This window comes from Microbacterium sp. 1S1, assembly GCF_008271365.1.
Lineage (GTDB): Bacteria > Actinomycetota > Actinomycetes > Actinomycetales > Microbacteriaceae > Microbacterium.
In genome coordinates, this window is record NZ_CP043430.1 from 2,898,276 (window position 1) to 2,911,864 (window position 13,589).

The 13,589-nt window shown below is 70.0% G+C and carries 11 protein-coding genes; 2 read left to right on the plus strand and 9 right to left on the minus strand.

The window, feature by feature from the left end; genetic code table 11:
* The first annotated feature begins 253 nt into the window (after nucleotides 1–253).
* Nucleotides 254–865: a vitamin K epoxide reductase family protein gene (locus FY549_RS14035; protein ID WP_149085557.1), complete on the plus strand. Its 612-nt coding sequence runs from the start codon at nucleotides 254–256 to the stop codon at nucleotides 863–865.
* Nucleotides 866–933: 68 nt separating this feature from the next.
* On the opposite strand, the gene ndk is transcribed toward FY549_RS14035, so the two are convergent.
* From ndk to FY549_RS14060, 5 genes are all read right to left on the minus strand, one after another.
* Nucleotides 934–1,350 carry a nucleoside-diphosphate kinase gene (ndk, locus tag FY549_RS14040; protein WP_149085558.1) on the minus strand — a complete coding sequence of 139 codons (417 nt, stop codon included), beginning with the start codon at nucleotides 1,348–1,350 and terminating at the stop codon, nucleotides 934–936.
* A 1-nt stretch (nucleotide 1,351) separates the two neighbouring features.
* Nucleotides 1,352–1,768, minus strand: coding sequence for a DUF4233 domain-containing protein (locus FY549_RS14045; protein WP_200839024.1), 417 nt, complete (start codon nucleotides 1,766–1,768; stop codon nucleotides 1,352–1,354).
* Nucleotides 1,765–3,117, minus strand: coding sequence for a bifunctional folylpolyglutamate synthase/dihydrofolate synthase (locus FY549_RS14050; protein WP_149085560.1), 1,353 nt, complete (start codon nucleotides 3,115–3,117; stop codon nucleotides 1,765–1,767). The genes FY549_RS14045 and FY549_RS14050 overlap by 4 nt, the downstream gene beginning before the upstream one ends.
* The gene (gene ileS / locus FY549_RS14055; protein WP_149085561.1) at nucleotides 3,114–6,518 is read right to left on the minus strand and encodes an isoleucine--tRNA ligase; all 3,405 of its coding nucleotides are present in this window, start codon (nucleotides 6,516–6,518) and stop codon (nucleotides 3,114–3,116) included. Before ileS ends, FY549_RS14050 begins: the two co-directional genes overlap by 4 nt.
* A gap of 301 nt (nucleotides 6,519–6,819) precedes the next feature.
* Nucleotides 6,820–7,671 (minus strand): endonuclease domain-containing protein, encoded by an 852-nt coding sequence (locus tag FY549_RS14060; protein ID WP_149085562.1) that lies wholly within the window; start codon nucleotides 7,669–7,671, stop codon nucleotides 6,820–6,822.
* 345 nt (nucleotides 7,672–8,016) lie between these two features.
* Between FY549_RS14060 and FY549_RS14065 the strand changes: the two genes are divergently transcribed.
* Entirely contained in the window at nucleotides 8,017–8,658 is a 642-nt protein-coding gene (locus FY549_RS14065) for a pentapeptide repeat-containing protein (RefSeq protein WP_149085563.1), read from the plus strand.
* On the opposite strand, the gene FY549_RS14070 is transcribed toward FY549_RS14065, so the two are convergent.
* The 4 genes from FY549_RS14070 to FY549_RS14085 are packed head-to-tail and all read right to left on the minus strand — an operon-like array spanning nucleotide 8,648 to nucleotide 13,566.
* Nucleotides 8,648–10,156, minus strand: coding sequence for an ATP-binding cassette domain-containing protein (locus tag FY549_RS14070; protein WP_149085564.1), 1,509 nt, complete (start codon nucleotides 10,154–10,156; stop codon nucleotides 8,648–8,650). The two genes, FY549_RS14065 and FY549_RS14070, sit on opposite strands and share 11 nt — an antisense overlap.
* Nucleotides 10,153–10,965, minus strand: a complete 813-nt coding sequence (locus FY549_RS14075; protein ID WP_149085565.1) for an ABC transporter permease — start codon at nucleotides 10,963–10,965, stop codon at nucleotides 10,153–10,155. Before FY549_RS14075 ends, FY549_RS14070 begins: the two co-directional genes overlap by 4 nt.
* Entirely contained in the window at nucleotides 10,962–11,906 is a 945-nt protein-coding gene (locus FY549_RS14080; protein ID WP_149085566.1) for an ABC transporter permease, read from the minus strand. The genes FY549_RS14075 and FY549_RS14080 overlap by 4 nt, the downstream gene beginning before the upstream one ends.
* Before the next feature lie 46 nt (nucleotides 11,907–11,952).
* Nucleotides 11,953–13,566 carry an ABC transporter substrate-binding protein gene (locus FY549_RS14085; protein WP_149085567.1) on the minus strand — a complete coding sequence of 538 codons (1,614 nt, stop codon included), beginning with the start codon at nucleotides 13,564–13,566 and terminating at the stop codon, nucleotides 11,953–11,955.
* Nucleotides 13,567–13,589: the final 23 nt, after the last annotated feature.

Sequence of the window (13,589 nt, forward strand, 5' to 3'; positions counted from 1 at the left end):
GGGTGTCCCGTGAAATCTCATGCGGCACCCGCGGGTGTCGCGAACTCAATCGGCTTGCGACCGGCTCATGGCTCTGGTCGCGTGGGGCATGGGCCCCGAAGTCTGCTCGACACGTGTCGCGGCAACGCCGTTCATCGCATCACAGGCCATTATCGCATCAAGTGCGTGCGATCGCGGCATCCCGTCGACGCGGACCGGTTTTCTCCGGGCTGCTCTCGCCCTTTCCATAGCCGCCGCTGTGATAATTCGAAGCATGAGCGAGCAGCGCACCCGCCCCGTCGTCTATGCCGTGTGGTTGATCATCGCGAGCGTCGTGGGCTGGTACGCCGCCTTCCAGCTCACCGTCGAGAAGTTCGCGCTGCTGGAGAACCCGCAGGAGGCGCTCGGCTGCGATCTCAGCCCGTTCATCCAGTGCAGCACCAACCTGCAGTCGTGGCAGGGATCGGTGTTCGGGTTCCCGAACCCGATCCTCGGGCTCGCCGGCTGGATGGCGCCGCTCGTCGTCGGTGTCGCGATCCTGTCCGGCGCACGCTTCTCGCGATGGTTCTGGGCCGCGTTCGGCGTCGGCATCACCTTCGCATTCGGGTTCGTGTGCTGGCTGATCGGGCAGAGCCTGTACGACCTCTTCGTGCTCTGCCCCTGGTGCATGGTCACCTGGGCGGTCACGATCCCCACCTTCTTCGCCACCATGGTGCACCTCGCCCGGAACGGCACGTTCACCGCGAACGGGAAGGTTCGCGACCGCGCCGAGAAGCTCATGCCCTGGGTACCGCTGGCGACCGTCATCGCCTACGCCGTGATCATCGTCCTCGCACAGCTGCAGGGCCTCGACTTCCTCGGCGAGATGGCGAGGATCCTCTTCTGAACCGGTCTGCTCTCACGACGAAGCCCGTCCGCCATTCCGGCGGGCGGGCTTCGTCGTGATGATCGGGGTCAGTCGAACCAGATCCCCAGTTCGCGCGCGGCCGACTCGGGGCTGTCCGAGCCGTGCACGAGGTTCTGCTGCACCTTCAGGCCCCAGTCGCGGCCGAAGTCGCCGCGGATCGTGCCGGGAGCGGCGGTCGTCGGGTCGGTCGTGCCGGCGAGGGAGCGGAAACCCTCGATGACGCGGTTGCCGGCGAGCCGGATCGCCACCGAAGGACCGGACATCATGAATTCGAGGAGGGGCTCGTAGAACGGCTTGCCCTCGTGCTCGGCGTAGTGCGCGGCGAGGAGATCGCGGTCGGGCTCGACGAGACGGATGTCGACGAGCGCGTAGCCCTTCGCCTCGATGCGGGCCAGGATCGCTCCGGTGAGGCCGCGGGCGACACCGTCCGGCTTGACGAGGACGAGGGTTTCTTCGGTGGCCATGTCATTCACTCTCTGTGTCTGCGTTCTGCGCGGTCGAGGACTCGCTCGGGCGTCGTGCGTCCAGACGAGCCCCCATGATGGTCGCATACGCCCACATGCCGCCGAAAATCAGGACGACGAGAAGCACCGCGGGGACGGCGATGGCCGAGAGGGCCACGACGATCTGGACGACCCAGCCCGCGGCGATCGCCCACGGCTTCGTGATCATCCCGGCGATGACGACGCACGCCACGGCGACGACGGCTCCGCCCACGATCCCCCACCACTGCTCGATGCCCGGCGGCAGCGCCTTCAGACCGAAGATCGTGAGCCCGACGAGGAAGACCACGATCGCCTCGAACCCGAGCACCACCGGGGCGAGCTTCTGGACGAGAGTGCGTGGAGCACGGGGCCGACGCGGTGCGCCAGCGGCACTCATGCGCGCCACCCCGACTTCCAATCCTCCTCCTCCGAGAGCGCGATCGCCTCCCCGGCGAGGACGACGGAGCCGGCGATGACCACCGCCCGCCTGTCCGACGCGGCGGCCCACTCGCGCGCAGCGTCCGCGGCGTCCGCGAGCGAGGAGTGGACCGTGGCACGCTGCCCGCTCTGCTCGACCAGGTCGGCGATGAGATCCGCGTCGCTCGCGCGGTCGGACTCGGGCGCCGTTGCGAACACGTGAGCGGCCACGGGGGCGAGACGGGCGACGATTCCCGCCGCGTCCTTGTCTGCAAGGACGCCGAGCACGAGGCCCCACTCGTCGAAGTCGAAGCTGTCGTCCAGCGCTTGGGCGAGCGCAGCGGCACCGTGCGGATTGTGCGCCGCGTCGACGATGACCGTCGGCGCGATGCCCAGGAGTTGCAGGCGCCCCGGAGAGGTGCTGCCCTGGAGCCCGTCCGAGATGACTCCCCCTGCGATGGCCTGCCCCGCGCCGCCGATGAGCGACTCGACGGCGGCGACCGCGAGGGCGGCGTTGTGTCCCTGGTGGGCGCCGTACAGCGGCAGGTACTCCTCCTCGTACTGCCCCGCGAGCCCGCGGATCGTCAGGAGCTGACCGCCGACGGCGAGCTTCTGCTCGGCGAGTCCGAAGTCCTCGCCCTCGAAGGCGATCGTGGCATGACGCTCGGCCGCGACGCGGCGCAGCACGGCGGCGGCCTCGGGCGGCTGCTGGGCGGAGACCACGGCAGCGCCCTCCTTGATGATGCCGGCCTTGACCTGGGCGATCTCGGCGATGGTGCCCCCCAGGCGGTCGGCATGATCGATGTCGATGGGGGCGAACACAGCGACGTCACCGTCGGCCGTGTTCGTCGAGTCCCACTCTCCGCCCATGCCGACTTCGAGGACGAGCACGTCGACGGGCGCATCGGCGACGGCGACGAAAGCGAGCACCGTCAGCAGCTCGAAGAACGTCAGCGGAGCCTCCCCCGCCGCCTCGAGCTCGGCGTCGACGATCGCCACGAACGGCTCGATCTCGTCCCAGGCGTCGGCCACGGCCTCGTCCGCGATCGGTTCCCCGTCGATCATGATGCGCTCGGTGAACCGCTCCAGGTGCGGACTCGTGAACAGGCCGGTTCGCAGGTCGTGCGCCCGCAGCAGGCTTTCGATCATCCGCGCGGTCGACGTCTTGCCGTTGGTGCCGGTGATGTGGATGACCCGGTACGTGCGCTGCGGATCGTCGAGGTACTCGAGGATCCGCGCGGTCCGCTCCTTGCGCGGCTGCACCCAGCGTTCCCCCGCGCGGCTCAGCAGCGTCTCGTAGACGGCGTCGGCCCGGTCTCTCGCACTCATGCGCCCACCTTCTCCAGGTTCGTGTCGATCGTGACGAGGAGCGGCGCCTTCCCGGCCCCGAGGGCCTTCGCCCCGCTCCGGTGCACGCCGCCCCCAGGGCTCGTGACCTCGTCGACGAGCCGGTCGAGGTCGTCCGTCGGCTGCACGGCGAACGCGACGGCGAGCGTCTCGGCGGCGATGAGGTAGGCGTGGGTCTCCAGCGCCGCCGCCTCCGCCGGGGCTGCGTTCAGGGCCAGCACGATCCTGTCGCTGACGTCGAGACCGGCGTTCTTACGCGCCTCCTGTACGACGCGGATGGCGTCGCGGGCGATGCCCTCCGCCTCCAGTTCCGGCGTCGTGTCGGTGTCGAGCAGGACGAACCCGCCCGACGGCACGATCGCCAGTGCCTCGCCCTCGGGACGACCGGTGGTCTCCAGGACCAGGTCGTACTCCGCGGGTTCCAGTGCGATGCCACCGGCGGTCACGACGCCGTCGGTCTCGGACCAGTCGCCGGAACGCGCCGCCTGGATGGCCTTCTGCACGTCCTTGCCGAGGCGCGGCCCCGCGGCCCGGGCGTTGACGCTCAGACGGTGGCTGATGCCGTACTCCCCCGCCGCCTCGTCGGTCAGCGGGACGAGTTCCACGGTCTTGACGTTGAGCTCCTCGCGGAGGATGTCCTCGAACTGACCCAGGTCGGCTGCGAGCGGCGACACGACCGTGAGTCGCGCGAGCGGCAGGCGCACGCGGAGCTTCTCCTTCTTGCGCAGCGCGTTGCCGACGCTGGACAGCTCCCGGACGGCATCCATGGCATCGCGGATCTCGTCGGCCGCGGGGAACTGCTTCGCGTCTGGCCAGTCCTGCAGGTGCACGCTGCGCCCGCCGGTGAGGCCCTGCCACACGCGCTCGCTGATGAGCGGGACGAGCGGCGCGGCCACACGGCACAGCGTCTCCAGCACGGTGTAGAGCGTGTCGAAGGCCTCGCGGCTCTTCGGGTCGTCCGTCACGCCCACCCAGAACCGGTCGCGCGAACGGCGGATGTACCAGTTCGTCAGAATCTCGGCGAAGTCGCGAAGTCGTGCGGACGCGGTCGTCGAGTCGAGACCCTCCAGGTCGGCGCGCACCTCCCGGACGAGGTCGCCCAGGCGCGCGAGGATGTAGCGGTCCAGGACGTCGGTCGAGTCGGTGCGCCACGACGCTTCGTACCCGCCCCCCGTGGCCGCTGAGCCGGTCGAAGCATTGGCATACGTCGCGAAGAAGTACCACGAGTTCCACAGCGGCAGCAGGAACTCCCGGACGCCCGAGCGGATGCCCTCCTCGGTGACGATGAGGTTGCCGCCGCGGAGCACCGCGCTCGACATGAGGAACCAGCGCATCGCGTCGGACCCGTCGCGGTCCAGCACCTCCGACACGTCGGGGTAATTCCGCAGCGACTTCGACATCTTGTAGCCGTCGCTGCCGAGCACGATGCCGTGGCAGCTGACGCCGGTGAACGCCGGGCGGTTGAACAGCGCCGTCGAGAGCACGTGCATGACGTAGAACCAGCCGCGGGTCTGACCGATGTACTCCACGATGAAGTCCGCCGGGGAGTGCGAGTCGAACCACTCCTGGTTCTCGAAGGGATAGTGCACCTGGGCGTACGGCATCGACCCGGAGTCGAACCACACGTCGAAGACGTCGCCGATCCGCCGCATCGTGCTCTTTCCCGTCGGGTCGTCCGGATTCGGCCGGGTCAGGTGATCGATGTAGGGACGGTGGAGATCGACCTCACCCTCGGGGTTGCGCGGGAGCGTGCCGAAGTCGCGCTCCAGCTCTTCCAAGGAACCGTAGGCGTCGACCCGCGGGTACTCCGGGTCGTCGCTCTTCCAGATCGGGATGGGCGAGCCCCAGTACCGGTTGCGGCTGATCGACCAGTCGCGTGCACCCTCGAGCCACTTGCCGAACTGCCCCTCCTTCACGTTCTCCGGCACCCAGGTGATCTGCTCGTTGTTGGCGAGGAGGTCGTCCTTGATGTCGGTGACCCGGATGAACCAGCTCGACACGGCCTTGTAGATCAGGGGATTCCGGCAGCGCCAGCAGTGCGGGTACGAGTGCTCGTAGCTGTGCAGCCGGACCAGGCGGCCGTTGTCGCGGATGATCCGCACGAGCGGGGTGTTCGCGTCCATCCACAGTTCGCCCGCGACGTCGGTCACGTTCGGGAGGAAGCGTCCGCCGTCGTCGAGGGACAGGATCGTCGGGATGCCCGCCGCCCCCGCGACGCGCTGGTCGTCCTCGCCGTAGGCCGGTGCCTGGTGGACGATACCGGTGCCGTCGGTCGTGGTGACGTAGTCGTCGACGAGGATGCGCCACGCGTTCGCCGTCCCGTAGGTCTCCTCGTCCGCGTAGTAGTCGAAGAGGCGGTCGTAGGTGACGTCGGCCAGGTCGGAGCCGCGCAGCGTCGCGTCGACCGCGGCGAGCGCATCCTCCGCGCTCTCGTAGCCGAGGTCCTTGGCGTAGCCCCCGAGGAGGTCCTTGGCGAGAAGGTATCGGTGCGCGGAGGCCTCGACGGCGAGCTGGTCGGCCGACGGCAGGGCGCGGCCCTGATGCACGTCCGAGGCGCCGGCGGGACCGGCGGGCAGCACGACGTACTCGATGTCCGGGCCCACAGCGAGCGCGAGGTTCGTCGGCAGCGTCCAGGGTGTGGTGGTCCAGGCGAGGGCACGCACGCCCGTGAGTCCGAGCGCTTCCGCCTTCGCGCCGGTCAGCGGGAAGGTGACGGTCACCGACGGATCCTGACGCATCTGGTACACGTCGTCGTCCATGCGCAGCTCATGCGCGGACAGCGGCGTCTCATCGCGCCAGCAGTACGGGAGTACTCGGTAGCCCTCGTAGGCGAGCCCCTTGTCGTACAGGGTCTTGAACGCCCAGAGCACGCTCTCCATGTATCCGAGGTCGAGCGTTTTGTAGCCGCGCTCGAAGTCCACCCACCGCGCCTGGCGGGTGACGTAGTCCTCCCACTCCCGCGTGTACTTCAGGACCGAGGAACGCGCCTTCTCGTTGAAGACGTCGATCCCCATCTCTTCGATCTCGCTCTTCTCGGTGATCCCGAGCTGCTTCATCGCCTCGAGTTCGGCAGGGAGCCCGTGCGTGTCCCAGCCGAACACCCGGTCCACCTTGTGCCCGATCATGGTCTGGAAGCGCGGGAACACGTCCTTCGCGTAGCCCGTAAGGAGGTGGCCGTAGTGCGGCAGACCGTTCGCGAACGGAGGACCGTCGTAGAACACCCACTCGGGGGCGCCCTCGCGCTGCTCGATGGAGGCGCGGAAGGTGTCGTCGGTCTTCCAGAAGTCGAGCACCTCCTCCTCGATCTGCGGGAAGCGGGGGCTCGGCGCCACAGTGGCGGCCTGGTCGGCGGCGGGGCCGAAGGAGGAGCGCGGGTAGGTCATGGTCTCTCGCAGTGGTCGTCGTGGCGGATGCTGCTGCGAGGACGACCCTCCCGGACCGCGGTACCACCTCGCGTGCCCCTGCGCCCCCGTCGTCAAGCTCAGGGACCCACGGACCACTCTCACTGCGGCTGTGACGGGCCTGCCCCGCTCGGTTCTACTGAGTCCGTCTCCGGACCGTTCTTCCGAGAGCTCCCCGGTGATGGCCGGATCGATGCTCGTACGGCCATTGTACCGTCGCGGATTCTCTTCGATGTCGCAGGATCCGGGGGAATCTCTGCGACCCGGGGCGGTTTCTGCGACGTCACGCGGTCCGGGCACGATGCAATCCCTGGGCGACGGCGCGCATGATGAGGTCCTGCACCACGGGCCACTCGTCCATCACCTGGTGATAGCCGAGGCGGATGACATGGAAACCACGCAGCTTCAGCTCCGCATCGTGACGGTTGTCCTGGTCACGCTGCGGTCCGACATGGGTGCCGCCGTCGATCTGCAGCACGAGCCGTTCGCCGATCAGCGCATCCACCCGATGGCCGGCGATCCACGTCTGGAAGTGCAGCGGGACGCGGAGCCAGCGCAGTCGCACGCGCAAGTACGTCTCGAGCCCCGCGTCCGCGAACGGCATGGCGTCGGCCAGGAGCCTCCGCCCGTGCGGTCCCCACGGGAGTCGGAGCAGCCTCTCTCGATCGACGAGCCCCTTGTTCAACGCCGACTCCCAGGTCGCGAGCGCCCGCTCGTACGGTTCGCACGTGGACACCAGGCTCAGCACGTTCTCGATCGGGTCCTCCAGATTATCGGGGTGTCTCGGGACGAGGGGCCGAGCCCAGTGCACGCGGACCCCCCGTGGCTTCCCGCCCCGGCTCCCCGGGCTGGCGGCGAGGTGAAGGCGCGGTGACTCGTCGTGTACCCAGATCCCCAGCCGCCGCGCCTGCGTCACGCACGTGAGGCGAACGCCGTGCTGTGCCGCGGTCACCCGAAGCGGATCGGCGTCGGGCAGCGCCACCCACCCGACCCGCACCCGGCGGATGATCCGCTCCACGACCGCCGTCTCGAGGTCGTACCGGCTGACCCCGCGTTCTCGGAGCCGCTCGACCCGTGCGATCCCGTCGACCTCGCGCATCGCCCGCAGCAGCCGCGTCCGCCTCGTTCCGTCCATGTCCTCGATGCTGCTCCCCCGTACGCTCCCTCCTCCCTGAGTCGGCCGGGTCAACTCAGCCGCTGTGCACAACCCGCCTTCGCTCCCTCGTGTGCAGTCTCAGTCCCCCGCCTCGGGGCCCCGGCCGACATCGCAGATCCACGCTCGCGGCGGAGATCCCGACCGAGAGTCTGCGACCTCGCACGGATCTGCGACGCTCCGCAGGCGGGAGTCCCGGGGTCGCGTCGGGCAGGGGCGGTCGCAGATCGGACGTCGCGTCGCAGGTTGCCGCGGAGAGCCTGCGACACGGCGCGGATCTGCGACTCCGGAGCTGGAGGTGTCGGAGGGACGACGTAGCCTCGGAGGATGCCGAAGCCCCCGACCGCGCCCCGAATCTCCGCGCCCGATCTGCCGCCCGTGCTGGAGCCGCGCGAAGCCGCCCGCCGCGCCGACCTCGTCGCCGCCGCGCTGGACCTCGCGGGTACCGTCGACCTCGCGTACGCCACGCTCGAGCAGTGCGCGGTGCAGGCGGACGCGGACAGCATCGACCTCACCGGGGGCACCCTGCTGGACGTCGACTTTCCCGACCCGCGCATCGCCTCACTCCGGATGCGGAACGCGAGCGTCCGCCGGCTCCGGGTCACCGCAGGGCGCATCGGTACCCTCGACCTCAGCGACGCCCGCGTGGCGGAGCTCGAGCTGCGCGACGTGCGCATCGACTACCTGAACCTGGGGGCCGCCCGCGCTGACGACGTCGACATCGTCGGCTGTGACATCCGCACGATCGACCTCCCGCAGGCCGAGCTGACGCGCGTCCGGTTCCGGACCACGCGCAGCGACGAGGTCGACCCCCGGGGCTTGCGTGCGAAGGACCTCGATCTGCGGGGCCTCGACGCGCTCTCCTACCTCGACGTCCAGAGCCTCCGCGGAGCGACCCTCTCGTCGATGCAGGTGCAGCAGCTCGCGCCGGTGATGGCGACGGGTCTGGGGATCATCGTCACGGATTGACGGGCCCGCTCGCCGCGAGCAACTCCCGCGTGAACGGATGCTGCGGGGCGGCGAACACGTCCGCCGTCCGTCCCTGCTCCACGATCCTGCCGTCCTGCATCACCACGACGTCATCCGCCACCGCCCCCACGACGTCGAGGTCATGGGAGACGAACACCATCGTCAGCCGGCGTTCCTCCTGCACTCGTGCGAGAAGCCGGAGCACCCGCTCCCGGACCGACGGGTCGAGGGCCGAGACCGGTTCGTCGAGTACCAGCACCTCGGGGTCCGCCGCGAGGGCACGCGCCACGGCGGCCCGCTGCCGCTGACCGCCCGACAGCGCCGAGGGTCGACGCTCCGCCAGCGCCCCGTCGAGCCCGACCTCCGCGAGCAGCGCCGCCACGCGCGCGCGTCGCTCGCCCCGGGGCACGCCGCCCGCTTCCAGCGCCTCCTCCAGAGAACGGCCGACCGTCCACCGGGGGTCGAACGCCCCGAGCGGATTCTGGTGCACGAGCTGCACCCTCGGCGTCCCGTTCCACCGCAGCACTCCCGCATCTGGTGATTCGACCCCGACCATCATCCGGGCGAGAGTCGTCTTGCCCGATCCGGACTCGCCGACGATGCCCAGCGTCCGTCCCGCAGCCACCGTGAACGACGCACCGACGACGGCCGGCGCCCCACGGAACGCCTTGGACACGCCGTCCACCACGAGCATGACCGCGGTCGACCCGGGGCGCTCCGCCCGCGGCTCGTGCATGGTCGCGGCGATGAGCTGCCGGGTGTACGGGTGCTGCGGGTCAGCCAGCACCTCCCCGACCGGTCCGGACTCCACGATCCGGCCTTCCTTCATCACGACCACCCGGTCCGCCACCCGCCGCACGGCCGCGAAATCGTGACTGATGAAGACCACGGCCGTACCGCGGTCGACGATCTCCCGGAGGAGCGCGAGGATCCGCGCCTGCACGGTCGCATCGAGGGCCGTCGTCGGCTCATCCGCCACGAGGACCGCAGGGTCCCCGGCCAGCGCGGAGGCGATGAGCGCGCGCTGCCGAAGACCGCCGGAGAGCTCGTGTGGGCGCTGCCGCGCGCGGCGGTCCGGGTCCGGCATCCACACCCGTCCCAGGAGCTCGCGCACCCGGGTCCGGATGGCCGACCGCCCCCGTGCGAGGGCGTGCAGCCGCAGCGGCTCCGCGATCTCGTCCGCGATCCGGCGCAGCGGGTCCAGCGACACGAGGGCGTCCTGCGAGACGAGGCCGATCCCGGTCCCGCGGATGCGACGCCAGCCGCGCTCGGTCAACGCAGCGGCGTCCACGCCGTCGATGCGGAGCCGGTCGACGTCGACCTCGGCCGCCGTCGGCGTGAGGCCGAGCAGCGCACGAGCAGAGAGCGTCTTACCGGCGCCTGACTCGCCCACGATCGCCACGCACTCGCCGGCCTCCGCCGTGAACGAGACGCCCTCCACCACCGGTGTCCCCGCGAAGGCGATGCGCAGCCCTTCCACCTCCAGTGTCGCGCTCATGCGTCCCTCCCGTCCGCCCGGGCCCGGAGGATCCGTCCGATCACCGTCGCGCAGATCACCGTCAGCGTGATCGCGATACCGGGGAAGACGGACACCCACCACGCCTGTCCGAGGACATTGCGACCGCCCGCGAGCATGAGCCCCCACTCCGGGGTCGGCTCGGACGGTCCGAGGCCCAGGAAGCTCAGTCCGGCGGCGGCGAGGATGCTCGACCCGATGCCGATGGTCGCCAGAACGCTCAACGATCCCAGGACCCCCGGAACGACGTGCCTCCGGAACGCCCGCACCGGCGGCACACCGAGGATGCGTGCGGCCTCGACGTGCTCGGCCACACGCAGCGTGCGTGTCTGCACGCGGGCGAGCCGGACGTACACCGGAGCCGCGGCCAGCGTCACCGCGATCGCGATGTTCACGGGTCCCGGCCCCAGGACGGCCACGACGACCAGCGCCACGAGGAACTCGGGGAACGCCATGAGCACGTCGTTGATGCGCATGAGCGTGACGTCGACACCCCGCGGAGACGTACCGGCGATCGCCCCCACGAGCAGGCCCGCGACGAGGGCGGCCGCGGTGGCGAGCAGCCCGATGCCGACCGAGCGCCCGGCGCCGAAGACCACACGGGAGTACACGTCGCGGCCACTCTGGTCAGTGCCGAAGAGGTGTTCGCCGCTCGGCGGCAGGAGGGCGGCGCGAACCTCGGTCTGCAACGGATCGTGCGTGGCGAGCAGTCCCGGCCACAGCGCGGCGAGCGCGACGACCGCCAGCAGGCTCGCCGCAAGCGCCAGCAGGATCCGCTGCCCTCGACTCATCGGACGGCTCCCGCCCGGGTGTCCGCCACGCGGGGGTCGATCAGTGGATGCACGAGCTCCACCACCACGTTGATGACGACGAAGACGAGGGCACTCAGCAGGATGATCCCGGTGAGGACCGGCAGGTCGCGGTCGTTGATGGCGGCGAGGGTGACCCGGCCGAGACCGGGGCGCGCGAAGACGGTCTCGACGAGAACCGCGCCCCCGAGGACCGAACCGGTGAGGTAGGCGGCGAGGGTGACCGCTGATGCGGCCCCGTGCCGCACCCCGTGCCGCAGGGTGAACCAGGTCGGCCCTGCTCCCCGTGCACGGACCGTCTCCGCGAACGGCAGCCGCTCCGCCTGCATCAGGCCGTCCCGGAGCACCTGGCTCAGCAGCGCCCCCACGGGGAGGGCGAGGGTGACGGCCGGCAACACGATGGTCGCGGGGTTGCGTGCGCCCGAGACAGGGAACCAGCCCAGTCCGAAGGCGAAGACGCTCAGCAGCAGCAGCCCGATCCAGAACACGGGCGACGAGAGCACCACGAGCTCGATCCCTGCGGCGATGGTGCGCCCGACATGTCCCCGCACGAGCACCGTCACCGCGAGGGCGAGGACGACGGCGATCACCAGCGCGAGAGCCGAGAGCTGCACGGTCGCGCCGAGCTGCCGTCCGATGACCTCGGAAACGGGGAGGCGCAGTTGGTACGACTCGCCGAAGTCTCCCCGTGCGAGCTGCCCGATGAAGGAGATGTACTGCTCGAGCGGCGGGCGATCGAGTCCCAGGTCCGCGCGGATGCCGTCCTTGACGGCCTCACTCACCTGCGCCTGCGGCCCCAGCATCACCGACACCGGGTCGCCGGGGATCACCCGGAACGCCAGGAATGCGACGGTGGCCGCCCCCCAGAGCACCACGACCACCGAGGCGGCGAGCCCGAGCGCGCGGCCGAGCACCGCCTTCACGGTTCGATCACTCCGCCTGCTCCCTCGAAACGACGGCCGCCCGATATCAGCCGAGGCTCACATCGTAGAAGAGGGGCCGCCCGTAGAGGTCATACTCCAGGCCCTCGATGCGCTCGCCGACGGCCGTGATCGCCGAGGGGCTGTAGAGCGGGACGATCGCCGTGTACTCGGCGTTCCACTCCTGGAGTTGCGTGTAGAGCTCGTTGCGGGTGTCCTGGTCGCTGGAAGCGACGGCCTGCTCGAGGAGTCCGTCGATTTCAGGGTCGCTCACCTGGGAAGCGTTCTGGAAGCCGTCGGTCTGCAGGTGCGCGCGGAGGAAGTCGGCGTCCACACCGGAGAAACCCCAGTCCGTGAGGTCGAACGTCTTGGGCTCGTACTGGGCGTTGTAGGCGCCGGGCTCGAGTTCCTCGCGCTGCACGTCGAACCCGATCGCCTTGAGGTCGGACTGGATCGCGTTGGCCAGCGCCGCGCGGTCGTCGGGCACCGGAGTCCAGGCGATCCACCGCACGGACAGGCGCTCGCCGTCCTTCATGCGGATGCCGTCGGCGTCGCGTTCGGTCCAGCCCGCCTCGTCGAGCAGGGCGTTCGCGGCGTCGGGGTCGAACGGCCAGGAGCCCTCCAGCGACGCGTCGTACCCGGGGGTGGTGCTGCCGAGGATGCTCCAGGCGCGCGGGAACTGCCCGAAGTAGATCTCTTCGACGGCCGCATCGATGTCGATGCCGCGCGCGAACGCCTGCCGCACCTTCTCATCGGCGAAGAGACCGTACTTCTCGTTCAGGTACAGCGAATAGGGCAGGCCCGGGTACTCGACCGAATCGACGGTCACGCCGGCATCGTCGAGACCGGCGACCTGGTTCGGCGGGATGTTGCTGGCGAGGTCGGCTTCCCCGCTCTCGATCACTCCGGTGCGGACGGACGCCTCGGGCTGGATCTGCACGCGCAGCGTCTCGAACGCTGGTGCCTCCGCATCGTGCGGGCCCCAGGCATAGTCGTCGTTGCGCGTGTAGACGATCTCCTGGTCGGCGGTGTACTCCGTGAGCACGAACGGTCCGGTGCCGACGGTGACATCGGGACCGCCGGCCTTGAGCTTGTCGGCCGACTCCGCGAGAACGGCGGGCGAGTAGAAGCCGAGCTGCGGAGTGCTCGCCGCTTGCAGGAACGGCGCGTAGGGCTGTGTGAACGAGACCTTCACCGTGTGCTCGTCGACGACCTCGGTGCCGGCGTAGAAATCCGCGCCCAGCATGCTCGCCGCCTGGGCCGAGGCCGTCTCCGGGTCGACGATGCGGTCGAAGTTCGCCTTGACGGCCTCCGCATCGAACGGCTCGCCGTCGGTGAAGGTCACGTCGTCACGGAGCGTGAACGTGTACTCGGTGCTGTCGTCCGACACCTCCCACTCCTTCGCGAGCCACGGCGAGAACGTCCCGTCCTCCTCCTGGAAGACGAGCGAGTCGAGCACGGCGCGCTGCACCATCCCGGAGACGTCCAGCTGGCTCACCTGCGGGTCCATGTGCCCGGCCGACAGGTTCGCGCCCTCGATCGACCAGACGAGCTCGCCGCCGTCGCTCTCCGTCGACGGGCCGGCGCATGCGCTGAGCACCAGGGCGGTGGCGGCGGTGAGGGCGGCAAGGGGCAGGAGACGGCGCACGAAGGTGGCGGGCATGGGGATTCCTCAGAACGGGCGAG